22 protein-coding genes and 1 tRNA gene are annotated in these 22361 nt (G+C 62.2%); 6 read left to right on the top strand and 17 right to left on the bottom strand.

Translation table 11 applies throughout. The features are described from left to right. The first annotated feature begins 12 nt into the window (after positions 1-12). A complete protein-coding gene (gene radC / locus GC125_RS11090; protein ID WP_151985721.1) occupies positions 13-795 on the top strand; it encodes a RadC family protein in 783 nt (260 codons plus the stop codon). Positions 796-811: 16 nt separating this feature from the next. On the opposite strand, the gene GC125_RS11085 is transcribed toward radC, so the two are convergent. The 3 genes from GC125_RS11085 to GC125_RS11075 form a co-directional block, all read right to left on the bottom strand. Next, positions 812-2362: a cryptochrome/photolyase family protein gene (locus GC125_RS11085; RefSeq protein ID WP_151985720.1), complete on the bottom strand. Its 1551-nt coding sequence runs from the start codon at positions 2360-2362 to the stop codon at positions 812-814. Positions 2363-2474: 112 nt separating this feature from the next. Further along, positions 2475-3959, bottom strand: a complete 1485-nt coding sequence (gene tig, locus GC125_RS11080; protein ID WP_151985719.1) for a trigger factor — start codon at positions 3957-3959, stop codon at positions 2475-2477. Positions 3960-4057: 98 nt separating this feature from the next. Next, a tRNA-Leu gene (locus tag GC125_RS11075) sits at positions 4058-4142 on the bottom strand. Positions 4143-4937: 795 nt separating this feature from the next. Here GC125_RS11075 and GC125_RS11070 point away from each other — a divergent pair. From GC125_RS11070 to trmFO, 4 genes are all read left to right on the top strand, one after another. After that, a complete protein-coding gene (locus GC125_RS11070) occupies positions 4938-5078 on the top strand; it encodes a DUF1127 domain-containing protein (RefSeq protein WP_151985718.1) in 141 nt (46 codons plus the stop codon). Positions 5079-5274: 196 nt separating this feature from the next. Next, complete coding sequence (locus GC125_RS11065) at positions 5275-5418, top strand: DUF1127 domain-containing protein (RefSeq protein WP_126010501.1); 144 nt, start codon at positions 5275-5277, stop codon at positions 5416-5418. Between the two features lie 187 nt (positions 5419-5605). Then, positions 5606-5746 carry a YjiS-like domain-containing protein gene (locus GC125_RS11060; RefSeq protein WP_151985717.1) on the top strand — a complete coding sequence of 47 codons (141 nt, stop codon included), beginning with the start codon at positions 5606-5608 and terminating at the stop codon, positions 5744-5746. Positions 5747-5790: 44 nt separating this feature from the next. Continuing rightward, positions 5791-7227, top strand: coding sequence for a methylenetetrahydrofolate--tRNA-(uracil(54)-C(5))-methyltransferase (FADH(2)-oxidizing) TrmFO (gene trmFO / locus GC125_RS11055; RefSeq protein WP_151985716.1), 1437 nt, complete (start codon positions 5791-5793; stop codon positions 7225-7227). Positions 7228-7251: 24 nt separating this feature from the next. Here the strand turns inward: trmFO and GC125_RS11050 are convergent, their stop codons facing one another. The 7 genes from GC125_RS11050 to yajC all read right to left on the bottom strand — a co-directional run bounded on the left by GC125_RS11050 (position 7252) and on the right by yajC (position 14794). Then, positions 7252-9027, bottom strand: a complete 1776-nt coding sequence (locus GC125_RS11050; RefSeq protein WP_151985715.1) for a DUF4153 domain-containing protein — start codon at positions 9025-9027, stop codon at positions 7252-7254. Beyond that, entirely contained in the window at positions 9024-9968 is a 945-nt protein-coding gene (locus GC125_RS11045; protein WP_151985714.1) for a sterol desaturase family protein, read from the bottom strand. The genes GC125_RS11050 and GC125_RS11045 overlap by 4 nt, the downstream gene beginning before the upstream one ends. Beyond that, positions 9955-10416 (bottom strand): hypothetical protein, encoded by a 462-nt coding sequence (locus tag GC125_RS11040; protein ID WP_151985713.1) that lies wholly within the window; start codon positions 10414-10416, stop codon positions 9955-9957. The genes GC125_RS11045 and GC125_RS11040 overlap by 14 nt, the downstream gene beginning before the upstream one ends. A 120-nt stretch (positions 10417-10536) precedes the next feature. Further along, complete coding sequence (locus GC125_RS11035; RefSeq protein WP_151985712.1) at positions 10537-11403, bottom strand: phytoene/squalene synthase family protein; 867 nt, start codon at positions 11401-11403, stop codon at positions 10537-10539. 6 nt (positions 11404-11409) lie between these two features. Further along, the gene (locus tag GC125_RS11030) at positions 11410-11796 is read right to left on the bottom strand and encodes an Mth938-like domain-containing protein (protein WP_151985711.1); all 387 of its coding nucleotides are present in this window, start codon (positions 11794-11796) and stop codon (positions 11410-11412) included. Positions 11797-11800: 4 nt separating this feature from the next. Continuing rightward, positions 11801-14371: a protein translocase subunit SecDF gene (gene secDF, locus GC125_RS11025; protein ID WP_151985710.1), complete on the bottom strand. Its 2571-nt coding sequence runs from the start codon at positions 14369-14371 to the stop codon at positions 11801-11803. A 99-nt stretch (positions 14372-14470) separates the two neighbouring features. Then, positions 14471-14794, bottom strand: coding sequence for a preprotein translocase subunit YajC (gene yajC, locus GC125_RS11020; protein WP_151985709.1), 324 nt, complete (start codon positions 14792-14794; stop codon positions 14471-14473). A 183-nt stretch (positions 14795-14977) separates the two neighbouring features. On the opposite strand from yajC, the gene GC125_RS11015 reads away from it, so the two are divergent. Then, complete coding sequence (locus GC125_RS11015; RefSeq protein WP_151985708.1) at positions 14978-15865, top strand: ATP-binding protein; 888 nt, start codon at positions 14978-14980, stop codon at positions 15863-15865. Positions 15866-15926: 61 nt separating this feature from the next. Here GC125_RS11015 and GC125_RS11010 read toward each other — a convergent pair whose 3' ends face one another. From GC125_RS11010 to GC125_RS10980, 7 genes are all read right to left on the bottom strand, one after another. Continuing rightward, the gene (locus tag GC125_RS11010) at positions 15927-17420 is read right to left on the bottom strand and encodes a peptidoglycan DD-metalloendopeptidase family protein (RefSeq protein WP_286165472.1); all 1494 of its coding nucleotides are present in this window, start codon (positions 17418-17420) and stop codon (positions 15927-15929) included. A gap of 101 nt (positions 17421-17521) precedes the next feature. Beyond that, positions 17522-18184 (bottom strand): protein-L-isoaspartate(D-aspartate) O-methyltransferase, encoded by a 663-nt coding sequence (locus tag GC125_RS11005; RefSeq protein WP_286165471.1) that lies wholly within the window; start codon positions 18182-18184, stop codon positions 17522-17524. A gap of 9 nt (positions 18185-18193) precedes the next feature. Then, positions 18194-18964: a 5'/3'-nucleotidase SurE gene (surE, locus tag GC125_RS11000; protein ID WP_151985707.1), complete on the bottom strand. Its 771-nt coding sequence runs from the start codon at positions 18962-18964 to the stop codon at positions 18194-18196. A 26-nt stretch (positions 18965-18990) separates the two neighbouring features. Further along, positions 18991-20274, bottom strand: coding sequence for a serine--tRNA ligase (gene serS, locus GC125_RS10995; RefSeq protein WP_151985706.1), 1284 nt, complete (start codon positions 20272-20274; stop codon positions 18991-18993). A gap of 114 nt (positions 20275-20388) precedes the next feature. After that, on the bottom strand, positions 20389-21204 hold the full coding sequence (gene tatC, locus GC125_RS10990; RefSeq protein ID WP_151985705.1) for a twin-arginine translocase subunit TatC: 816 nt from the start codon (positions 21202-21204) through the stop codon (positions 20389-20391). After that, on the bottom strand, positions 21201-21995 hold the full coding sequence (gene tatB / locus GC125_RS10985) for a Sec-independent protein translocase protein TatB (protein ID WP_151985704.1): 795 nt from the start codon (positions 21993-21995) through the stop codon (positions 21201-21203). Before tatB ends, tatC begins: the two co-directional genes overlap by 4 nt. Positions 21996-22042: 47 nt before the next feature. Then, positions 22043-22255: a twin-arginine translocase TatA/TatE family subunit gene (locus GC125_RS10980; RefSeq protein WP_151985703.1), complete on the bottom strand. Its 213-nt coding sequence runs from the start codon at positions 22253-22255 to the stop codon at positions 22043-22045. Positions 22256-22361 lie beyond the last annotated feature (106 nt).

Raw genomic sequence — 22361 nt, 5'->3', positions numbered from 1 at the left:
GAGGCTTGATCCATGGCACCGCAAAAGACGCCTGAGACCGAGCCCCAAGCCGACGAGCGCTCGTTCTTCATCGACGACGCCGTGCCCGCTGCCGCCACCAAGGCTCGGCCAGCCGCTTCGCCGCCAGCGCATTATCACGGCCATCGTGACCGGCTTAGGGATCGATTTCGCGACCAGGGGGCGTCCGGCCTCGCCGACTACGAGCTTCTGGAACTGCTGCTTTTCCGCATGCTTCCCCGCCGCGATACGAAGCCCATCGCCAAGGCGCTGATTGCGCGATTCGGTTCCCTTTCCGAGGTTCTCGGCGCGCCCCCGCATCTCCTGAGCGAGATCGACGGCATCGGCGAGGCGGCGGCGCTCGATCTCAAGGTTGTGGCGGCGATCGGCCAGCGCATGCTGAAAGGCGAGATCGCGGCGCGCCAGGTGCTGGCTTCCTGGAAGCAAGTCATCGACTATTGCCATGCCGCCATGGCGTTCGAGACGCGGGAACAGTTTCGCATCCTGTTTCTCGACAAGAAGAACATGCTGATCGCCGACGAGGTTCAGCAGATCGGCACGGTCGACCATACGCCCGTCTATCCACGCGAAGTCATGCGCCGGGCCCTCGAGCTCTCGGCAAGCGCGCTGATTCTCGTCCACAACCACCCATCGGGCGATCCGACGCCGTCGCGTGCCGACATCGACATGACGCGCACGATCGTGGAGACCGGCAAGCCGCTCGGCATCGTCGTGCATGACCACATCATCATCGGTCGACAGGGCCATGCGAGCCTGCGGGGCCTGCAACTGATGTGACGGACCGGCTCTCCGTTCAGCTCAGCTGATCTAAAAAGCGCCGGCTGTCACGCCTTATGGCATCGATCTTGTCCTCGCCCATTCGGTCGAGACTTTTCATGATGACGCCCATGCGCTGATTCTTCTGGAAGGCCGGGCGGTTGCGCAGCAGGAAGTCCCAGTAGAGATAGTTGAAGGGACAGGCCTTCTCTCCGTTCTTCTTCTTCACGTCGTATCGGCAATGGCCACAGTAATCCGACATGCGATCGATATAGGCGCCGGAGGCCGCATAGGGCTTGGAGGCGAAGAAGCTGTTATCCGCGTAGAGGATCATGCCGACGACATTCGGCATTTCCACCCACTCATACGCATCGTGGTAGACGAGCAGGTACCACTCCTGCACTTCCTTCGGGTCGAGCCCCGCGAGCAGGCAGAAATTGCCGATGACCATCAGGCGCTGGATGTGATGGGCATAGGCGTTCGCCCAGGTTTCGCCGATCGACTGCTTCAGGCAGTTCATCTCGGTCTGCGCCGTCCAGAAGAAGTCGGGCAGCTTCTTTTGAGCAGACAGGGCATTGGAGCCCGCGTAGTCCGGCATTTTCAGCCAATAGATGCCGCGGATGAATTCACGCCATCCGATGACCTGGCGGATGAAGCCTTCCGCCGCATTGATCGGCACGGCGCCATTGCGCCAAGCCTCTTCCACCCGGTCGCAGCATTCGCGGGGTGAAAGTAGTCCGCAATTGATCAAGCCCGACAGGTGGGAATGGAAGAGCAACGGCTCGCCCTGGCGCATGGCATCCTGATAGGTGCCGAAATTCGGCAGAGCCGTGTCGATGAACCAGTCCAGATAATGCAGTGCCTGCCGGCGCGTCACGGGATAGTTGAACGGCACCAGATCGCCGAAATTGTCCTCGAACCTTTCGGCCACCAGCGCCAGAACCGCCTTTGTCTCGTCGTCGACGGCATAGGTCGGCCGCTGCGGCGCTTGCAGATCGGCGGGCAGCTTCTCCCGGTTGTCGTGGTCGAAGTTCCACTTGCCGCCTTCCGGAGCATCCCCCTCCATCAAATAGCCGGTCAAGCGCCGCATCTCGCGGTAGAAATATTCCATCCGCAGCGATTTCGGGTTCTCGCCGGCCCATTCCTTGAAGCGCTTGTGGGAGCAGAAGAAGCGCGTGTCCGGAAGAACCTTCAAAGGCACACCTGCCCCCTCACGCCAGTCCTTCTGCATCATCAGCACGCGGTGCTCGGCTGCCTCGGTCATCACGACGGCTTCCGGTTTGTGCGCGTCAATCGCGCGCTTCAGCGCATCCTCTAGCGACGCCACGCCCTCTTCGAAGCGGATGTAGTGAACGGTGAAACCGGCGCCTTCCAGATCCCGTGCAAAATGGCGCATGGCGGAAAAGAGAAAGGCGATCTTCTTCTTATGATGGCGCACATAGCTCGCCTCTTCGCCCACTTCCGCCATCAGAATCACGTCGCGATCCTTGTCGGCTCCGTCCAGAGCGGAGAGGTCGCGGCTCAACTGGTCGCCGAGCAGAAATCTGAGTGTTCCGCCCGTGTGGTCTGTCGATCGCGCCACTGTCATGCCAGCCTTTCATCCATTCGATGTTCGGCACATAGCGCGGTTCCCGCAACGAAAAAGGCCGCCCGCATCAAGCGGACGGCCTCTTGTCGAACTTTGAGACGCGAAGTGAGGATCAGGCCTCTTCCGCGTCGTCCTTCTTGGCTGCCTTCTTCTTGGCGGGCTTCTTTTCGTCCTCGTCAGCGGCAGCCGACTCGTCCTTCTTCGCAGCCTTCTTCTTGGCCGGCTTCTTTTCGGAAGCTTCGGCCTTGCTGCCCGTCTCGTCTTCGTCTTCAGCCATCAGCTCTTCCTTGCTGACGGTCTTGTCGGTGACGTCGGCTTCGGAAAGCAGGTGGTCGATGACCTTTTCCTCGAAGATCGGCGCGCGCAGCGAAGCTGCTGCACCCGGGGTCTTCTGGAAGTATTCCATGATCTGGCGTTCCTGGCCGGGGAACTGGCGAACCTGCTCGTAGAGGGCGCGCTGCATTTCCTCGTCGGCAACCTTCACGCCGGCCTTTTCGCCGATCTCGGAAAGAACCAGGCCGAGGCGGACGCGGCGTTCGGCGAGCTTGCGGTACTCGTCGCGCGCTGCTTCCTCGGTCGTGTCTTCGTCTTCGAAGCTCTTGCCGGACTGTTCCAGATCGCGGGTGATCTGCGTCCAGATGTTGTTGAACTCGGCATCGACGAGCGTCTCGGGCGTATCGAACTGGTAGAGTTCGTCGAGCTGGTCGAGGATCTGACGCTTCACCTTCTGGCGGGTCATCTGGCCGTACTGGCTCTCGATCTGGCCACGAACGACTTCGCGCAGCTTTTCGGCCGATTCGAGGCCCAGCTTCTTGGCCAGTTCGTCATCGATCGTCAGTTCGGCCGCAGCGGCGACGTCCTTGACCTTGATGTCGAAGGTGGCTTCCTTGCCGGCGAGGTTTGCAGCCGGGTAATCATCCGGGAAAGACACGTTGATCGTCTTCTCGTCGCCCGCCTTCACGCCGACCAGCTGCTCTTCGAAGCCCGGGATGAAACGGTTGGAACCGATCACCAGTTCGGCATCATCGTCCTTGCCGCCATCGAAGGGCTCGCCGTCGATCTTGCCGAGATAGTCGATCGTCACGCGATCGCCATCAGCAGCCTTGCCCTTCTTGGTCTCGTAAGTCTTGGCGTTCTCGGCGATGCGCAGAACCTGCTCTTCGACTTCCGCATCCGGAATGTCGACGACTTCGCGGGTGACCGTGAGCTTGGAATCGCCCTTGAGTTCAATCGCCGGGATGACTTCGTAGGCCAGCGAGAACTCGAAGTCCTTCTTGGCGTCGAGGATCTCGTTGGCTTCCGCCTCGTCCTCGGTCATCTTGATTTCAGGCTGCGTGGCAGAGCGCTCGCCGCGCTCGGTCAGAATCGCGCCCGGCTTGTCGCGGATGATCTCGTTGACGAGATCGGCCATGAACGACTTTCCGTACATCTTCTTGAGATGCGACATCGGCACCTTGCCGGGGCGGAAGCCGTTCAGACGGACCTTGTTCTTGGCATCGGCCAAGCGCTCGTTGAGCTTCTGCTCCATCTCCTGCGCGGGCACGACGACTTTGATCTCGCGCTTCAGGCCTTCGGCCAGGGTCTCGGTTACCTGCATCGTTCACCTTCTTGATAGTTCTTGGCAGCGCTCTCGCGACGTCGTCGAGGAGCGCTGAACCGGAATTCAAATTGCCGGAAGCGGCGTTCAATTCTGTCTGGTGCGGGTGGAGGGACTTGAACCCCCACGGCTTTCGCCACCAGAACCTAAATCTGGCGTGTCTACCAATTCCACCACACCCGCTCTGCTCGCCAGATCAACACTCAAGGCACAGCGGGCCAGCCTTGAACGCGCGTCTCTATATCACCCGTTCTGGAGGGTTCAAAGGAAAAATGGGGTATTCTACCCCTGTCTTTCCGCTCTTTTTGACATCTAAGCAGGATCACTCGGAGCGCGCCCGGCAGCAGGTGTGTTCCGACGCCAACTCCGCCACTGCGATGGCCCGACCTTTCTCTTGAATATGACGGGACGCCTCCTCACATTGCGAGAGCAAGGACGGTCAAAAGCTGACGTGTGACAGAGTTGCGTAAGGTGCATGGCTTCCATGCAGATATTGCACTGCACAAATCAGTTCGACCGCCTTATGTTGAAGTCATCGAACAGCGCACATCAGCGCTTCGATCGAGGGTCGCCCGTAAGGCGGCAAAGAATTCGGAGCGGCAAACTCCTCCTCCCATTGCCTCTCCGATATGATGGATGGTTCTCCTCCTCCCAACCATTCATCGCTACAAATGACGCCCGCTGGATCCTCCTCCCCCAGCGGGCGTTATTTTTTTGTCCAGACCTCCGCCCCCACAAAAATAGCGCCTGATCCAATGCCTTGCATATCGCAGGGCATCGAAGGGTCATGCGCCGCACCTGCCGGTTTGGTCCATGCATGTGCAGATGAATCAAATCTTAACGATCCCAGCCGGTCTGCAATGCGCGCATAGCCACGATGCTTATTTCGCACTGCACAAATTGGGCGATCGCGCCTACATTCAGTCCAACGAAATCGGGTCGCCAAGAGCTGGCCTGGGAAATACGAAGGACACGAAAATGAACGTCGCACGCACTTTCAACAACTGGCGCAAGTACCGTCAGACCCGCAACGAACTGGCTCGCATGTCGGACCGCGAACTCAGCGATATCGGCGTAAGCCGCGCTGACATCGCACGCATCGCTCGCCAGGCGATCTAATCCAAGAATTCGGCCGGACATTTTCCTCCTCCCAGTGTCAGGCCGAGCGATCGGTGGCCCTCCTCCTCCCAGCTGCCGATCAAACAAAGTGCGCCCGCCGGATCTCCTCCCCCGGCGGGCGCTCTTGTTTTCAGCAAGCGTTTGCCTTCGGCATTCGAACCAGACGCGGCCGACAGAGCAGGAGACGGAGCGCATCATGAGCCTCACGGAATCGTTTCGCCGCTGGCGCCAATACCGTATCGCCTGCACCGATCTGCAGCAGATGACGAGCCGTGAGCTCGAAGATCTCGGCCTCACCCGCCGCGATATCCCGATCGTGGCGCGGACCGCCGTCAAGTAGCGCTCAAGCGGCTGGCAAATGCCTCAAAAATCGGCATTCGAAGGCAGCCGCTTCGGATCGATCTCAGCGGTGTTGGGCCCGCATGGCTGGCCTGGGACATTGGCGCTACTAGCGCTCGCCGATCGGCAGTAGAAGCAGCACCAAGAGACGGCCCATTCGCCGCCACATCCCAGTCAGGTTCAGTTCCATGCTTATGCTCAACAATGCCCGGTCGTGGCTCAGCCGCCGCCGCACCATGAACACGCTTCGCGGCCTTTCCAACGAGACGCTCGAAGACATCGGTCTGACGCGTTTCGACGTTGCCCGCAGCGCACGCCAGGCGCGCTAAAACGCCCCGTTGGCCTGGCCGCGCCGGAATGATATGACGCGCGCATGACAGATACAGCAGGTCAAACACAGCCCGTTCACGTTATCGGCGGGGGACTCGCCGGCTCGGAAGCCGCCTGGCAAATAGCGCAGGCAGGCATTCCCGTCGTCCTCCACGAGATGCGGCCGATCCGCGGAACCGATGCCCACCTCACAGACGGCCTCGCCGAGCTCGTCTGCTCGAACTCGTTTCGATCGGACGATGCGGAGACGAACGCCGTCGGCGTCCTGCATGCCGAAATGCGGCTTGCCGGTTCGCTCATCATGGCATGTGGCGACCGCAATCAGGTGCCGGCAGGCGGCGCGCTCGCCGTTGACCGCGTCGGCTTTTCCGACGGCGTCACGAAGGCACTCAACGAACATCCCCTCGTCACCATCGAGCGCGAGGAAGTGACCGGCCTGCCGCCCGCCGAGTGGGGCCGGACGATCATCGCCACGGGCCCGCTCACGGCACCCTCGCTTGCCGAATCGATCGGTGCCGTGACAGGCGCGGATGCGCTCGCCTTCTTCGATGCGATCGCGCCCATCGTCCACGCCGATTCGATCGACATGGACATCTGCTGGTATCAGTCGCGCTACGACAAGGTCGGCCCCGGCGGAACGGGCAAGGACTATATCAACTGCCCGATGACGGAAGCCGAATACAATGCTTTCGTCGATGCGTTGCTTGCCGGTGACAAGACCAGCTTCAAGGATTGGGAAGGCACGCCCTATTTCGACGGCTGCCTGCCGGTCGAGGTGATGGCAGAACGCGGCCGTGAAACTCTTCGCCACGGTCCGATGAAGCCGATGGGCCTGACCAACGCCCACAAGCCGACCGAGAAGGCCTACGCCGTCGTCCAGCTGCGCCAGGACAATGCGCTCGGCACGCTCTTCAACATGGTCGGCTTCCAGACCAAGCTGAAATACGGCGCGCAGACCGATATCTTCCGGATGATTCCCGGTTTGCAGAATGCCGAATTTGCCCGTCTCGGCGGTCTGCACCGCAATACCTATCTCAATTCGCCGGTGCTTCTCGACAGGACGCTGCGCCTGAAAGCGCGTTCGGACATCCGCTTTGCCGGACAGATCACGGGATGCGAGGGCTACGTCGAATCGGCTGCCATCGGTCTCTTGGCCGGGCGCTTCGCTGCAGCGGAAGCTAGAGGCCTCGAGCCCTCCCTTCCGCCTGCGACGTCGGCATTCGGTTCGTTGCTCGGGCACATCACCGGTGGCCATCTCGTCTCCGAAGACGAGCCGGGCAAACGGTCGTTCCAGCCGATGAATGTCAATTTCGGCTTGTTTCCGCCACTGGATCCAGGCGCGATCGTGCGGCCGGAAGGCGTGAAGCGCTTTCGCGGCAAGGACAAGACGATCGCCAAGAAGCGCGCAATGGCGCACCGCGCGGTTGCCGATTGCGCCGCCTGGCTTGGCGATAGCAATTTTCGTCAGGCCGCCGAGTAGCCGCGTAGAACGCCCGGCCGTCGCTCACTGCTGAGCGGCGCCGGCGTCGCTCCATTCGGATAGCCTGAGCAACAACACCCCGCCGATATTCGCGAGCGTCGGCTCGTCGAACCGATCGAATGTCACGTAGTTCGGCTGGATGCTGATTTGGCGCCCTGCGCTTGTCAGGGTGATCTCCGCTGCTTCCGACGGCGTTCCGTCCTCCATGCGCAGAAGGCCGTCGATCGGAACGTCGAAAATCACCGATTCGCCGCTTAGGCGCAGCGTCAGTGCATTGTCCCTTAAGCTGATCGACAGCGGCTGCGATAAGCCAGGCACGGCCCAGTTGCGCGCGGTCGTTCCCCGATAAACCGAGAAATCGAGGATCAGGATGTCGTAGCCGGCAGTGGCGATCACGCCCGATGTCTGGAAAGTGCGGCTGAACTGCCCTTCTTCACCGGTCGCGCGCAGCGTTGGATCCAGACCGTAGGCAACGGCTATCCGGCGCGACAGGCCCGTGCCCGCTTCGGCCGAACTCGGCAGCACCTCAGGCTCCACCGTGCCGAGCGCGCCTGCGACTTCGAGATAGCTGAGAATGTCGAGCGCTTCGGAGTTCTCTTCCGGGGTGAAGGGCGGATTGGCGACCATATCGCGAAATCGATCGCTCTGGCTTTCGATCGAGATGCTGACTGCGCCTTGCGGGCCGAAGGACGCGACAAGAAGCGCCAGCACGGGAAGTGCCGCCATCACGCGAATGTCGCCACGATGGCTCGGCCGAAACTGTACGAGAAGAATGACCGCCGTGACCGCTGCGAAGAGCACGAGCAAATAGCGATCCGGCGTCACGCCATAGACCGAAATGCGCTGCCAGGCTGCCAGCAGAAGCAGGATCAGGGGGACCGGGAGCATGACCGGCCACCAGCGCAGGAGAAGCCGCGTTGGAGGCCGGGCGCTGGAGAGAAACGGATGAATGACCATGAGTGCCGCAAACAGGCAGACGCCGAAGGTCAGCACAAGCCAGCCGACCTGGCCTGCCGGCCAGTCGCCCGACAGGATTATCTTCGCGGCGTAGATGTGGAGAAGCACCGCGTAGATGATCAGCAACGGCGCCGCCACGTAATCGCCGAGCACCTGCATGCCGCGCCGCACCGGAACAGGAGCGCTTTCCGGGGTGTCGAAATCGGTCACCGCCGGTAATTGCCCCAGCGCGAACAGAGGCGCCGCAAAGCAGCCGACCGTTGCCCACACATGACCGTAGACCTGTTCCGGCACCTCGATGCCAAACAGGTATGTCAGGCTCGCGAGGATTGCCGAGAAACCGCCGGCGAAGAGAAGCAAGGCCAGAAGCCCCAGCACGGCCGCGAACAGAAAGCGCACGACGAACAGCCAGAAGCTTTCGCTGGTTCCCCGCTGAAAGAACGGCCCGACGAGGACGAGGCCGGCAAGCGCAGCCACGAAGGTTGGATCATAGAGACGAACGGTCTCCTCCCATTCGACGAGGCAGAAGACGAGAAGGGCGGCGAGCGCGGTGAGGATGATTTCGGGCAGTCTTCCGGTTCGTCGGGACTGCAGCGACAGGCAGGTGGCCAATGCCGCGATGGTCGCGACCGTGAGCGGGTAAGCAAAGCCGCGGTCACCCCAGAACAACGGCCACCATTCGCCGACCCGCCCGTTCACCTCGATGGTGATGAGAACGAGCAGCAGCGCCACGACAGGAAAGCGCCGCAGCGCATTGAGCGTCCCATCGAACATCTCGCCGAGCACGCTACCCCAGCCCTTGCGCTGTGTGGCGGAAGACTGGTTCCTCTCGACGGATGTCACGGGGCTACGCCCTGCCCAGGCAAGCCGGGCGTTCCGATCTGATCGGGATTCTGGCGCACATAGTCTTCCTTGAGTTCAAGCGACCCCTGGCGCGACCCGTCGTGGCTCCACCCAGGCGGCGCGAACAGGTATCCGAGCCGCTGGCGCATCGTCAGTCCCGGGCGTGCCGCGTCTTGAAACATGTCGATCCATTCGTGAAATGCGAGCCGGATCGGATTGAAGGTGCCAACATTGCGCACGATGCCATAGCGCGGCTGGTCGCTATCCAGTTCGGGCACGAATGTCCCGAACATGCGATCCCAGATGATGAGGCAGCCAGCGTAATTGGCGTCCAGATAGCGCGGATTGGTAGCGTGATGCACGCGGTGGTGCGAGGGCGTATTGAAAATCCATTCGATCGGCCGCCACATCTTTCCAATCGTCTCGGTATGGATCCAGAACTGATAGACGAGATTGAGCCCGCCGACGAACAGGATAACGAGCGGATGGAAGCCGATCAGCACTAGCGGCAGCCGCAGGATGAACATTCCCGTGAAGGTTCCGGTCCAGCTTTGGCGAAGCGCGGTGGAAAGATTGTAGTGCTGCGAGGAATGGTGGATCACGTGCTCCGCCCAGACCCAGCGCGAGCGATGGGCGATGCGGTGATACCAGTAGTAGCGTAGATCATCGAGCACGAAGCAGAGCGCGATTGCCCACCAGGACGTCCCGAAATCGAAGATGCGGTAGTCCCACGCCCAGATAAGAACGCCGAACGAGACGAAGCCGAGCAACAGGCCGGAAACGACATTGCCGGTGCCAAGAATAAGGCTCGCCAGCGTATCGCGCGTCTCGAAGTCACCGCGCCTTTTGAACCGCCGGATGAGCACGATTTCGATAAGCATCGCTGCAATGAACAGCGGAATCGCCAGCTGGGTGACCTCGGGAAACTCAGGCATCGCCATTCTCTTCGCGCGGCGGCCGGTCTTCATCCCTTGCAGCGATCAGCGCGCCGATCAGCCAAAGCGACACTTCGGCGGCGTCCTCCGCTGTTGCAAACACGAAGACGCCTCCTTTGAAGGTGGTTTCCTTGAAATCGATGGCGAGTGAGCGCGCCTCAGGTCCGGCCGACACAAGCACGGCGCCTCCCTGCAGCAGGCGCGCGATCGAGTGGCGTCCGTGCGCCTGGACGAAGCCTGTCTGCTGGTCGGCAAGGCGCAAAAATGCCGCACGGCCATCGGCGGTCAGCACGACGTCGCGAATAGGCAGAGCCGGATAGGCCTTGCCAAACTCCATGATCGCCGCGCCGGCGTCGTCGATGGTCGCCTGCGTCGATCCGCCGGAGCGGTGGACCGTCAGGACGACGAGCACGATGCCGCCAATCACGATGGCGACGAGCAGACCAAGACTCACTCCAACCGCCTCCCAAGAGCGTAAACACAGATCAGCCTTGCAGCCGGCGCCCCCTCCCGGTCAAGCTGTCAAGGAACCGGCGCTTTATCAAGCAGCTTCGTCGCGGCCAGTGCGACGCCGTCAGAAGCGCCCGGTGGCAGCGGCGCGCAGCAGCCGCAGTTGCCGTTGCCACTGGGGTGGCTGTATCCGCATCAGATCTTCGATGGTCATGCCGGAGCGGACCGCACGGTCAAGGATTGGAGCCACCAGCGCCATCGGCAGGAACGCGGCGAACAGATCCTTGTCCATCCGCCGTGCGGCGCTGCGTGCGCGCTCAAGATGATCGCGCCCATAGGCGGCCAAAGCAGCGATCACCGCTTCCTCATGGCGCCGGTCACTCAAGAACGATTCGGCATCCGTACCGCAGGCCGCGAGAATATCGCCCGGCACGACAAGCTGCCCACGCGCCTGGTGGATGGGCAGCAAGAGAAGAGCGCCAGCGACCGCTTGTGCGACACCTGCATGGCCCGCCGCTTCAGCCGCGCTCGTCGCCTGCTCACCGCCCAGGATCACGGCCGCCAGCTGAATGATCGTGGCCGCCGTCTCGCCGGCATAGGCTTCGAACGCCGCCCGGTCCGGCATCGGGTCGTCGTAAAGATCGAAGAGACGGGCTTCGATGAACCGATCGAAGGCGTTGCGCGGCAGGCGATGGCGCTCGATGGCCGCAAGGAGCGCCTCGGCACCCGGGTGGCCTGCCCCCGTGCTCGTGCCGGAACCGGTGATGACATCCCGCCACCACTGAAGGCGCAATTCCCCGGCCAGAGGCTCACGCACCAGGTCGCGCACACGCGCGATCTCGGCGTTGAACAGATAAAGCGCGGCGAGCGCGCCGCGCACCGATGCAGGTGAAAGCAGGCAGGCGAGATAACGGTCGCGGTCCAGCTCGCGAAGCTCGGCGATACAATGCGCTTCGTTCTGCTCGAGCGTGCCGTCGGCCTCGCGATCCATAGATGATCAGACGACGATCAAAGCGGCGGCGACGGCACGGGATTCGGCGAGCATCACGTTATAGGTCCGCACAGCCGCACCCGTGCTCATCGGATCAGATGTCATGCCGGCGGCGCGGAACGCGGCCTTCAGCTCTTTCGGAAGCGGCCGGATTTCGCGACCGGTCCCAACGAGCAGAACCTCGATGTCGCCGGCTTCGGCAAGCACCCGCTCGAAGAGCTCGACATCGAGTGCCGCGCCCTCCTCGGCCGTCCAGCCGTGGATGCCCGACGGCAGGCACAGCAGCGATCCGCGATGGGACATATCGGCGAACCGAAATCCCCCATCGCCATAGGCGTCGATGGGCGCCCGCCCCGGAAAGTGTGCTTCGCGAATGACGATGCCTTTCGCCATGGACTCAAGCCGTTCCAGGACGCTGGTCGATCGCACCCTCGGTTGCGCTGCTGCCCCGCTCGTTGCCATCGTCAAGCGACAGCGCGCCCGGACGAAGGTTGAAGAGGACAAGCATCGGGCCGGCGATGAAGATCGACGAATAGGTGCCGACGACGATACCGATGATCATGGCGAGCGTGAACGACGCGATGACCTCCCCACCGAAGAGGTAGAGCGCCGTCAGAGCCAACAGCGTGGTGATGCCGGTTAGCACCGTCCGCGACAGCGTCTGGTTCATCGACAGATCCAGGAGCTCGACAAGCGGCATCTTCTTGTAGCGTCGCAGGTTTTCACGCACGCGGTCGTAAACGACCACGGTATCGTTGATCGAATAACCGACGATCGTGAGGATGGCCGCGATACTGGTCAGATTGAACTCGATGCCGAAGAGCACGAAGAACCCGATCATCAAGATCACGTCATGCATGGTCGAGGCGATGGCGCCCAGCCCGAAGTGCCATTCGAACCGCAACCAGATGTAGACCAGCATTGCCGCCATGGCAGCAAGAACGCCGATCGTGCCCGCCAGCGCCAGTTCCGATGAAACGGTCGGTCCGACCACTTCGACACGTCGGATTTCGTAATCGGCCGCGAGCTCCTGCTGCGCCGCGGCGACGTTCGCCTGTGTCGTTACGTCGTCCTCGGCGGAGCCGATCCGGATCAAGAGATCGCTTTCAGCACCGAATTCCTGAACCTGGACTTCGCCGATCTGCAGTCCGCCGAGCCTATCGCGAACGTCGGCGACGTCGGCGGCACCAGATTGCGCACGCACTTCGATGCTCGAGCCGCCAAGGAAGTCGATGCCGTAGTTTAGGCCCATGGTGAAGAACATGGCGATCGCGGCGATGGATGAGACGATCGAGAAGCCAAACGCCGCCTTGCGCCAGCGCATGAAGCCGATCTTGGTATCCGGCGGCACAAGCGTGATCATGCCGTTCGGCATTTCCTTCGGCTTGACGCGACGCAGCCAGAACGCAATCAGCCAACGGGTCAACGTGAAAGCCGTGAAGACGGTCGTGACGATACCGATGGCTAGCGTGATGGCAAAGCCGCGGACCGGGCCGGAGCCGAGATAGAACAGAATCACGGCCGCGATCAGCGTCGTCATGTTGGCATCGAGAACCGTTGCCATAGCGCGTGAAAAGCCTGCGTCGAGCGACTGAACCAGGCTGCGCCCCTGCCTGCGCTCTTCTTTGACGCGCTCATAGATGATGACGTTGGAATCGACCGCCATACCCATAGTGAGAATGATACCGGCGATGCCGGGCAAGGTGAGCGTCGCCCCGAGAAATGTCAGGATCGCGATGATGAGAGTTACGTTGGCGACCAATGCGATGTTGGCGATGACGCCGAGCTGGCCGTAGGCGATGACCATGAACACGACGACCAGGAGGCCGCCGATCATCGATGCGAATTGGCCGGCCGAGATAGAATCGGCACCGAGGCCTGGACCGACGGCACGCTCTTCGACGACCGTGAGATCCGCCGGCAGCGCACCGGCGCGCAGGAGGATGGCCAGATCGTTGGCGGTCTGCGGCGTGAAGCTGCCGGAAATCTGGCCTGATCCGCCAAGGATCGGCTCGTTGATGACGGGTGCCGAAATCACCTGGTCGTCGAGAACGATCGCAAAGGGGCGTCCGACATTCTGCTGCGTTGCCGCGCCGAACGCCTGGGCGCCGCGCGAATCGAAGCGGAACGTCACGATCGGCTCGTTGGTGCGCTGGTCGAAACCGGCCTGGGAATCGGTGAGGCTTTCGCCGGAGACAAGCTCGCGGATTTCGACGAGATAGGGCTGGTCGCCTTCGACGGACGGCAGCACTTCCGACGTGGCCGGCGGGCGCCCGTCGATGGCTTCCTGAACCGGAATGGACGTGTCGACCATGCGGAACGACAGTCGAGCGGTCTGGCCGATCAGATCCTTGACCCGCTGCGGATCGGCTTCGCCCGGCACCTGGACGAGCACGCGGTTGGAGCCCTGGCGCTGGATGGTCGGCTCAGTGGTGCCGAGTTCGTCGATACGGCGGCGAACCACTTCGACCGACTGGGCAACTGCGGAAGACATGCGGTAATCGATACCGGCATCGGTCAAACCGATGTTCAGGACACCGGTTTCAGGCTCTTCGATGGAGATTTCGCTGACCGTTCCGCCGCCGAACAGGCCGGAGTTGACCGGCGCCGTCAGCGGTTGCAATGCCGTGCGCGCGGCTGCCAGCTGCTCGGCATCGCGAATGCGGACGCGTACCGAATTGTCCGAGCGTACAAGCCCGGTGTAGCCGATACCCGCATCGCGCAGATATTGCCGGACATCGCTTTCGGCAGTGCGGAGCCGTTCTTCGACGATGTCGTCGCGGTCGATTTCCAGCAGAAGGTGGACGCCGCCCTGCAGATCGAGCCCCAGCGTCATCTGCCGCTTGGGCAGCCAATCGGGCAATGCCGCCAGCCGTTCCTGCGAGACGAGGTTCGGTGCCGCGACGATGACGCCGGCGAGAACCACGAGCCAGATGAGGATGGTTTTCCAGCGGGCGAAATACAGCATGACGGGTGCTTCCAATTGGATTGCGGACCGATGGCGCCATCGGTCCGCGGTCTAAGCGCCCCCTCTAGGAGCGCAGAATGGTCTTTCTACGGCGAAGGACTATTCCTTGACCGGCTCGCCCTTGACGCGGACGTCTGCGATCAGCGCGCGCGCGATGCGCACCTTGGTGCCTTCGGCAATTTCCGCTTCCAGTTCCGTGTCGTCGATCACTTTCGTGACGCGCGCCATGATGCCACCACCGGTGACGATCTGGTCGCCGCGACGGATGCCCTTGAGCATTTCCTCGCGCTTCTTCATCTGCTGGCGCTGGGGGCGGATGATGAGGAAGTACATGATGACGAAAATCAGGATGAACGGCAGGATCGACATGACGATCTCGGCGCCGCCGCCGGCGGACTGCGCATAGGCCGGAGTGACGAACATGAATTGGCTCCTTCGGAAAACTCGTTGCGGCGGCTTTTCTGCCCCCCTTGGCGTGCGCGGAATATAGCCACGACGCCTTGGAATGCAACCGAAGTGGCCGCGTCATCCAAGCCGTCGTCTTTCGCCGGAGGGCGCGTCGTGCTAACCGCGCCCTCAACGTTGGCGGAGGCAGGGTCAAGGCTAATGACGAAGGCAGTGTTGAGCGAGTTGATCGAGGAAGTGCGTTTGCTGCGCATGGCTGTCGAACGAGGCGGCCGTCAGTGGCCCAAACCGGACCTGGCCGCAGCCCAATGTTTCCTCTTCGAGGGTGAAACCGGAACGCTGAAGCCGGTCCCCCAGCCGAACCGCATCGACCTTGGCCTCATCAAGGGCATCGATCGCGTCCGCGACATTTTCGTCGAGAACACGCAACGGTTCGCCGACGGGCTTGCGGCCAACAACGTGCTGCTTTGGGGCGCCCGCGGCATGGGCAAGTCATCCCTGATCAAGGCGACGCATGCGACGCTGACGACAAGCGCCGATCCCGCCCTTCCCCCGCTCAAGCTGGTGGAAATCCACCGCGAGGACATTGCCCTTCTGCCACGCCTGATGGCGCTGCTGCGCCTCGAGACCGCTTACCGCATCCTGTTGTTCTGCGACGATCTTTCCTTCGACCACGACGACACGGACTACAAATCGCTGAAGGCGGCGCTCGATGGCGGGATCGAAGGACGTCCGGAGAATGTGCTGTTCTACGCGACCTCCAACCGCCGCCATTTGTTGCCGCGCGACATGATGGAGAACGAACGCTCGACGGCCATCAACCCGTCGGAGGCGGTGGAGGAAAAAGTATCCCTGTCGGATCGCTTCGGGCTTTGGCTCGGCTTCCACAAATGCAGCCAGGACGACTATCTCGCCATGGTGACATCCTATGCCCGCCACTACGGCCTCGATGTCGATGCGGATACGCTCAGGCGGGAATCGCTCGAATGGGCAACGACGCGTGGTGATCGGTCTGGCCGCGTCGCGTGGCAGTACATCCAGGACCTCGCCGGACGCAGCGGCAAGTCGCTGACTGCCGTGCGCAACTGAACGCCCAAACGAAAGCGGCGCCACAAGGGCGCCGCGATCTCTGAAACATTTGTCGAAACCGTCAGTCGAGGAAGCGGGTCGGATCGACCGGCGTGGCGTTTTCACGCACCTCGAAGTGGACTTTCGGCTGGCTGGCAGTGCCCGTCATGCCCGATGCCGCGATGACCTGACCGCGCGTGACATTGTCGCCGCGATTGACCTTGAGCTCGCTCGCATGGCCGTAGACTGTGACGAGCCCGCTGTCGTGACGAACCAAGACGGTGTTGCCGTACTCCTTGAGCCCTGAGCCCGCATAGATCACGACGCCATTTTCGGCGGCCTTGATCTCGGAACCTTCCGGCACCGAAATGTCGATGCCGTCGTTGCGCACGCTGCCATCCTGGGCACCGAACCCTGTGACGACCTGGCCGCGGACCGGCCAACGAAGCTTGCCGATGCCAGTTGCTTCCGGTGCGATCGCAGCGACGTCGTTGCCGACGGCTTCATCGATCCGGGCAGCAGGTTCGCTGGCGGCCGGCGGCGTATAGCTTTGCTGTGGCGCAGCAGGCTGCTGCGGCTGAGCGGTTACGGCAGCCGTCTGCTGCGGATCGACGCGTGGCTGCTGAGCCGGTGCCTGGGCCACAGCGGTCGTGGCCGGCTGAGGCGATGCAGTTCCACCCAGGTTCAGCGTCTGGCCAAGGCGAATGTTGTCGCCGGTGATGTTGTTTGCCTGACGCAATGCCGCGACTGAGACGCCTGTCTCGCGCGAAATCTTGCTCAGAGTATCACCCGCCTTGACGGTGTAGCTCGAACCGCCTGCGGAAGGAGCACCCAGCGCGGATGCCTGTTCGTTGAGTGAACGTTCAGCGAGACGCGGGTCTACGGCCGGCGAAGCGGCAGCCGTCTGCTGCGTCGCAGAAGCTGCCGGCTGCGCAGGTGCCGCCGAAGCGACCGTACCGCCGCGGCTATAGCCTGGGATCACGATTTGCTGACCGCTTCTGATCTGGGACGCATCGGTGATGCCGTTCGCCTGCATGATCTGCTCGACGGGCACACTGTAGCGCTGCGAGATGCTGAAAAGCGTTTCGTTCGGCTGCACCGTGACGCGTGGTGCGCCTTCGGTGGACCAGCCGCGCGGTCGATTGGCGCTCGCCGTTGCCGGCTGCATGACCGGCGTCGTGGCAACCGGGTTCGTTGCGGTCGTCATGGTATCCGGCGCCATCGGAGCGGACGATGTCGGCGCCAGCTGCGAACGCTGCACGCCACTGGTCGGCGCAAGCGCATACTGACCGGAAGAGCTGGACTGATCGCCTGGGTAAGGCTGGGAGACCGCTGCCTGCTGAGGCGCAGCCATACCCTGCCCCATACCGCCTTGCCCGACGGTTGCCTGCGGGGTCGGCACCGTGGCGGTGGTGAAATTGTCGAGACCGCCGAGCCTCAGGGATTCGGAGCTGCAGCCGGCGAGAAGGACGGCCAGCAGTGCCGCGCCGATGACGCGGGCGGATTTGGCGGAGGTGGAAGGACCAATCGTTCGCATGTAGAGCCCCAAGACGACGCAGATACGCATGACCGTCATTAAGCCTCGTTAATGTTACCTGCCGGTTAATGAGGCACAGTTTGTCGTGTTGGAGATGCGAATAACCTGCCGAAAAGCCGATCGAATTTGGGGATTTCGCACTAAATGCGGGCGGCGACGCCGGGAACTAGCGGCAGGTATGGCAGCTCGGCGCCATCGGTGCGTTCGAAGCGATTGCCGATGCGGGTCAGCCTCGACAGGACGACCCTGCCGTTTTCCTTGATGATGCCAGTCAACATCTGACCTTCAGGGGCCAAATGATCGACGAAGCTTCTCGGCATCTGCTCGAAGGCGCCGGCAACGAATATGCGATCGAACGTCCCCTCGCCGGCAATGCCCTGTCGGCCATCGGCGAGCTTGAGAGCGACGTTGCGCAGGCCAAAATGATCGAGCCGCTGCTGGGCAATGGCGTGCAGCGTGCGGTAGCGCTCGACGCTGACCACCCGATCGACGATGCGGGCCATGACGGCTGCGGCGAATCCTGAGCCGGTTCCGACCTCCAGCACCCTTTGCCCAGCCTTCAGATCGAGCTGGTAGAGGAGACGGGCCATCAGGTCCGCCCCTTCCATGAAGGTGCCGCACTCGATGGGGATCATTCGCGACGAGTACGCCAGACCCGCATGGATCGGCGGTACGAACTGCGAGCGCGGAGTCTCTTCCAAGGCGGCAAGCAAGGTCGCGTCCGCGATGCCTTCCCGCCGCAAACGCAGCAAGAGGCTCGCAAAGCCTTCGATCTCTCCAAGAGGATTTCGGCTGTCAATCAAGGACGACGATCACTCTGCTGCGTCTTGCAGCACCTCTGCCAGGTGCGCCTGAAACTTATAATCGGTCATATCCAGTTTAAGCGGCGTTACCGAGATGCGATTCTCCGCCATCGCTTCCACATCGGTGCCCGGCGCGACATCCTCCGCGGCGTCGCGTGAAAACCGCAGCCAGTAATAGGGAAAGCCGCGCCCATCCGCGCGCTTCTCCATCGACAGTCCATGCAGCCGGCGCGCCTGGGAGGCGACCTTCACACCCGCGACCGCTTCTGGACCGCATGGCGGGAAATTGACGTTCAGGAAGGTGTCGCGCGGTATTTCGAGATCAATGAGACGCTTCAACAGTGCCGGCGCGTGGCGGCCCACCGTCTCCCAGTCGATGCGACGTTCACGATGGGACAGGAACGCCTGGCTGAGTGCAATCGACCTGATGCCGAGCAGCGTGCCTTCGATCGCACCGGCAACAGTGCCGGAATAGGACACGTCTTCGGCGATGTTCTGGCCTGCGTTGACGCCGGACAGCACGAGATCCGGCGGACTGTCCATCACTTCACGCACGCCCATAATGACGCAATCGGTAGGCGTCCCGCGCAGCGCGAAGCGCCGATCGCCTTCTTTGCGCAGCCGCAACGGCTCCGACAGGGTCAGCGAGTGGGCAAGCCCGCTCTGGTCGGTCTCGGGCGCCACGACCCAGACATCGTCCGACAGCGTCGCCGCGATGCGCTCCAGTACCTTCAGGCCTTCGGCATGGATGCCGTCGTCATTGGTCAGAAGAATGCGCAAGCGTTCCGCTCCCCTTATCGTTTGAACTAGCGGATCGCTTCGATCCGCGTCTTGCCACCCATGTGCGGCACCAGGACCTCGGGGATGGTAACGGACCCATCCGCGTTCAGATAATTCTCGAGAACGGCGATCAGCGCGCGGCCAACGGCAATGCCCGAGCCGTTCAGCGTGTGGACGAAACGCGTCGTCTTCTCGCCTGCCACGCGGTAGCGGGCATTCATCCGACGCGCCTGGAAATCGCCGCAGACCGAGCAGGATGAAATTTCGCGATAGGCGTTCTGGCCAGGCAGCCACACTTCGATGTCGTAAGTCTTGCGGGCGCTGAAGCCCATGTCGCCGGTGCACAGCGTCACGACACGGTAATGCAGGCCAAGGCGCTTCAACACCTCCTCGGCGCAAGCCGTCATGCGCTCATGCTCCGCGACCGAATTCTCGGCATCGGTGATCGAGACGAGTTCGCATTTCATGAACTGGTGCTGGCGAAGCATGCCGCGTGTGTCGCGGCCGGCCGAACCCGCTTCCGAACGGAAGCTCGGAGTCAGCGCCGTAAAGCGCAGCGGCAAATCGGCGACGTCGACGATCTCGTCCCGCACGAGGTTCGTCAAAGGCACTTCGGCGGTCGGGATGAGATAGCGGCCGTCGCCGGTCTTGAAGAGATCTTCCTCGAACTTCGGCAGCTGGCCCGTGCCGAACAGGGCCGGGTCGCGCACCAGCAAAGGAGGCGAAACTTCCGTATAGCCATGTTCGGTCGTGTGCAGATCCAGCATGAACTGGCCAAGCGCGCGCTCCAGCCGCGCGAGATCGCCCTTCAGGACCGTGAAGCGTGAGCCGGATATTTTGGAGGCACCCTCGAAATCCATGCCGCCAAGCGCTTCGCCGATCTCGAAATGCTCCTTGGCGGGGTGGTTCCAGGTCGGCTTTTCGCCGTGGGTGCGGATTTCGACGTTGTCGCCCTCATCGGCGCCCTCCGGCACGTCGTCGGCGGGGATGTTCGGCAGCACGCTGAGAGCAGCCGACAACTCCTCATCGTTGCGACGGGCGGCCTCTTCGCTGTCCTGCATCGCCTGCTTGAGACCCGCGACTTCGGCCTTCAGTGCCTCGGCACGTTCCTTGTCGCCGGCGGCCATGGCGGCGCCGATTTCCTTGGACGCGGAATTTCGACGCGACTGCATGTCCTGGAGACGCGCGATCTCGGCACGGCGTGCTTCGTCGAGCGCGATCAGACGCTCGGCAATCGGCTCCGCACCGCGCTTCTTCAACGCCTGGTCCATGAGGCCGGGATTGTCACGGATCCATTTGATATCGAGCATGGCGCGTCCAGAAGTCTTCGAGGTGCGTGGATTTGGCGTATAGAACTGCGCGCGCTCTACGCGATTTGAGCGGGAAGCGGAAGTCCTACTCCGCGCATGCGCCCAGCCGGGCCGTCAATCGTCCGACGGCGCTACGGCTGCCTCATCCTTGGCTTGGTCGCTCTTGCGCTGCTTTTCGATCCGGCGGCCGATCATGATCGAGATTTCGTAGAGAAGGATCGTCGGCAGGGCGAGGCCGATCTGGCTCACCGGGTCCGGCGGGGTCAAAATTGCGGCAGCCACGAACGCGATGACGATCGCGAATTTGCGCTTGTCGATCAGTGCCTGAACGGAGATCAGGCCGGTCTTCACCATCAGCGTCGTCACCACGGGCAGCTGGAACACAAGCCCGAACGCAAAAATCAGGGTCATGACGAGCCCGAGATATTCCGAAACGCGCGGGAGCAGCTGGATGGCGACTTCACCACCGGCGCCGGTCTGTTCCATCGCCAGGAAGAACCACATGACCATGGGCGTGAAGAAGAAATAGACGAGCGCCCCACCGATCAGGAACAGGATCGGTGATGCGACCAGGAACGGAAGGAATGCCTGTTTTTCGTTCTTGTAGAGGCCTGGCGCAACGAACTTGTAGATCTGCGCGGCGATGACCGGAAAGGCGAGCACGAAGCCACCGAACATGCCGATCTTGATCTGCGTGAAGAAGAATTCCTGAGGCGCGGTGTAGATAAGCTCGACCTCGCGGCCATCCAGGCCAGCCCAGCTGACGGCCCACTGGAATGGATAAACGAGGATGTTGAACAGCGGCTGCGCGTAGAAAAAGCACAGAAGGAAGGCAAGGAAGAATGCGCCGACGGCCCACATGAGCCTCGAACGAAGCTCGATCAGGTGCTCGATCAGTGGCTGTGGCTTGTCCTCGATATCCGCGCTCACGCTTCACCTGTCTTTTTCGCTGCTGCGCGGGCCCTTGGGGCCGCAGCAGGCTTATCGGCAGACGCCTGGTTCGGCTTCGGATTGGCAGCACCGGCCGGTGCCGACGGCTTGGACCTGGGTGTCTTCGCGGCCGTTGGCTTGCGTACACTGCTCGGAGGCGCGCCAACCGTTGCCGCGCTCACAACTTCCGGCTTGGCGACTCCGGCTGCGCTCTTTGGCGAGCCGCTGCTGGACGAAGCCGGCTTGGCGGGTGCGGCCGGTTTGACTGGAGCGACAGGCTTTGCGGTCGCTGCCGGTTTCGCGACCGTAGCTGTCTTCGAAACGGCCGCAGCGGATGATGCTGAAGCCGACGTGGCGGATGCTGCAGCAATCGACGACGTAGCAGTCGACGAAGCAGCAGCCGCGACCGTCTGTGCCGGTGCGGGGTCCGCTGGTTCCGAACCGGGTGCCGGAGCCGAAGGATCCTTCTGCGCGACGGTTGGCTTGTCGCGCATCGCCCGGTTGATATCGGAGCGGATTTCGTCGCCGGCCTGCTTCAGCGGGTTCAGCGCATCACGCAATTCGCGGGCCGGATTGAGCTTGCGGGCGTCGTTGACGGTCTTTCGAACGTCATCGAGCTCCGCTTCCTTCAAGGCCTCGTCAAACTGGCTGCGGAATTCTCCGGCCATGGATCTGAGCTTCGTCATCGACCGCCCGAACGTCCGCAAAACACGCGGCAAGTCCTTCGGGCCGACGACGAGGATCAGCACGATCGCGATGACGAGGATTTCTCCCCAACCTAGGTCGAACATCGAATTGAACGCTCCTCGCGCTGAGCTCTAAAGGCGGTCAGGCCGACTTAGCTCACCCGATCCTTGCGCTCTTCAGCCTGATGCTCGACCGTCTTGGAACTGTCGGGCGTTGCCGCAGTCTCGTCGTCGTTCATTCCGCGCTTGAAACTCTTGATGCCTTTTGCGACGTCGCCCATCAGCTCGGGGATCTTGCCACGGCCGAAAAGAAGCAGAACGACGACCAGAACGATCAGCCAGTGCCAGATGCTAAAGCTACCCATCACAATCTCCCATGCGGCACGCCCGCTTCCCTCATGTGGGATACGAGCCCGCCCCTTTCAAATTCGATCCTGCCAGTGGTTAGCCCAATCAATGCGCACGTGCAAT

Source organism: Rhizobium sp. EC-SD404 (assembly GCF_902498825.1).
Lineage (GTDB): Bacteria > Pseudomonadota > Alphaproteobacteria > Rhizobiales > Rhizobiaceae > Georhizobium.
This window is presented reverse-complemented; position numbering and strand designations above follow the sequence as displayed.

Excerpts from the sequence above, each read along its gene's own strand:
- radC (WP_151985721.1), top strand. The coding sequence starts at position 13 with ATGGCACCGCAAAAGACGCCTGAGACCGAGCCCCAAGCCGACGAGCGC.
- GC125_RS11085 (WP_151985720.1), bottom strand. The coding sequence starts at position 2,362 with ATGACAGTGGCGCGATCGACAGACCACACGGGCGGAACACTCAGATTT.
- tig (WP_151985719.1), bottom strand. The coding sequence starts at position 3,959 with ATGCAGGTAACCGAGACCCTGGCCGAAGGCCTGAAGCGCGAGATCAAA.
- GC125_RS11070 (WP_151985718.1), top strand. The coding sequence starts at position 4,938 with ATGAACGTCGCACGCACTTTCAACAACTGGCGCAAGTACCGTCAGACC.
- GC125_RS11065 (WP_126010501.1), top strand. The coding sequence starts at position 5,275 with ATGAGCCTCACGGAATCGTTTCGCCGCTGGCGCCAATACCGTATCGCC.
- GC125_RS11060 (WP_151985717.1), top strand. The coding sequence starts at position 5,606 with ATGCTTATGCTCAACAATGCCCGGTCGTGGCTCAGCCGCCGCCGCACC.
- trmFO (WP_151985716.1), top strand. The coding sequence starts at position 5,791 with ATGACAGATACAGCAGGTCAAACACAGCCCGTTCACGTTATCGGCGGG.
- GC125_RS11045 (WP_151985714.1), bottom strand. The coding sequence starts at position 9,968 with ATGGCGATGCCTGAGTTTCCCGAGGTCACCCAGCTGGCGATTCCGCTG.
- GC125_RS11035 (WP_151985712.1), bottom strand. The coding sequence starts at position 11,403 with ATGGATCGCGAGGCCGACGGCACGCTCGAGCAGAACGAAGCGCATTGT.
- GC125_RS11030 (WP_151985711.1), bottom strand. The coding sequence starts at position 11,796 with ATGGCGAAAGGCATCGTCATTCGCGAAGCACACTTTCCGGGGCGGGCG.
- secDF (WP_151985710.1), bottom strand. The coding sequence starts at position 14,371 with ATGCTGTATTTCGCCCGCTGGAAAACCATCCTCATCTGGCTCGTGGTT.
- yajC (WP_151985709.1), bottom strand. The coding sequence starts at position 14,794 with ATGTTCGTCACTCCGGCCTATGCGCAGTCCGCCGGCGGCGGCGCCGAG.
- GC125_RS11015 (WP_151985708.1), top strand. The coding sequence starts at position 14,978 with ATGACGAAGGCAGTGTTGAGCGAGTTGATCGAGGAAGTGCGTTTGCTG.
- GC125_RS11010 (WP_286165472.1), bottom strand. The coding sequence starts at position 17,420 with ATGACGGTCATGCGTATCTGCGTCGTCTTGGGGCTCTACATGCGAACG.
- serS (WP_151985706.1), bottom strand. The coding sequence starts at position 20,274 with ATGCTCGATATCAAATGGATCCGTGACAATCCCGGCCTCATGGACCAG.
- tatB (WP_151985704.1), bottom strand. The coding sequence starts at position 21,995 with ATGTTCGACCTAGGTTGGGGAGAAATCCTCGTCATCGCGATCGTGCTG.
- GC125_RS10980 (WP_151985703.1), bottom strand. The coding sequence starts at position 22,255 with ATGGGTAGCTTTAGCATCTGGCACTGGCTGATCGTTCTGGTCGTCGTT.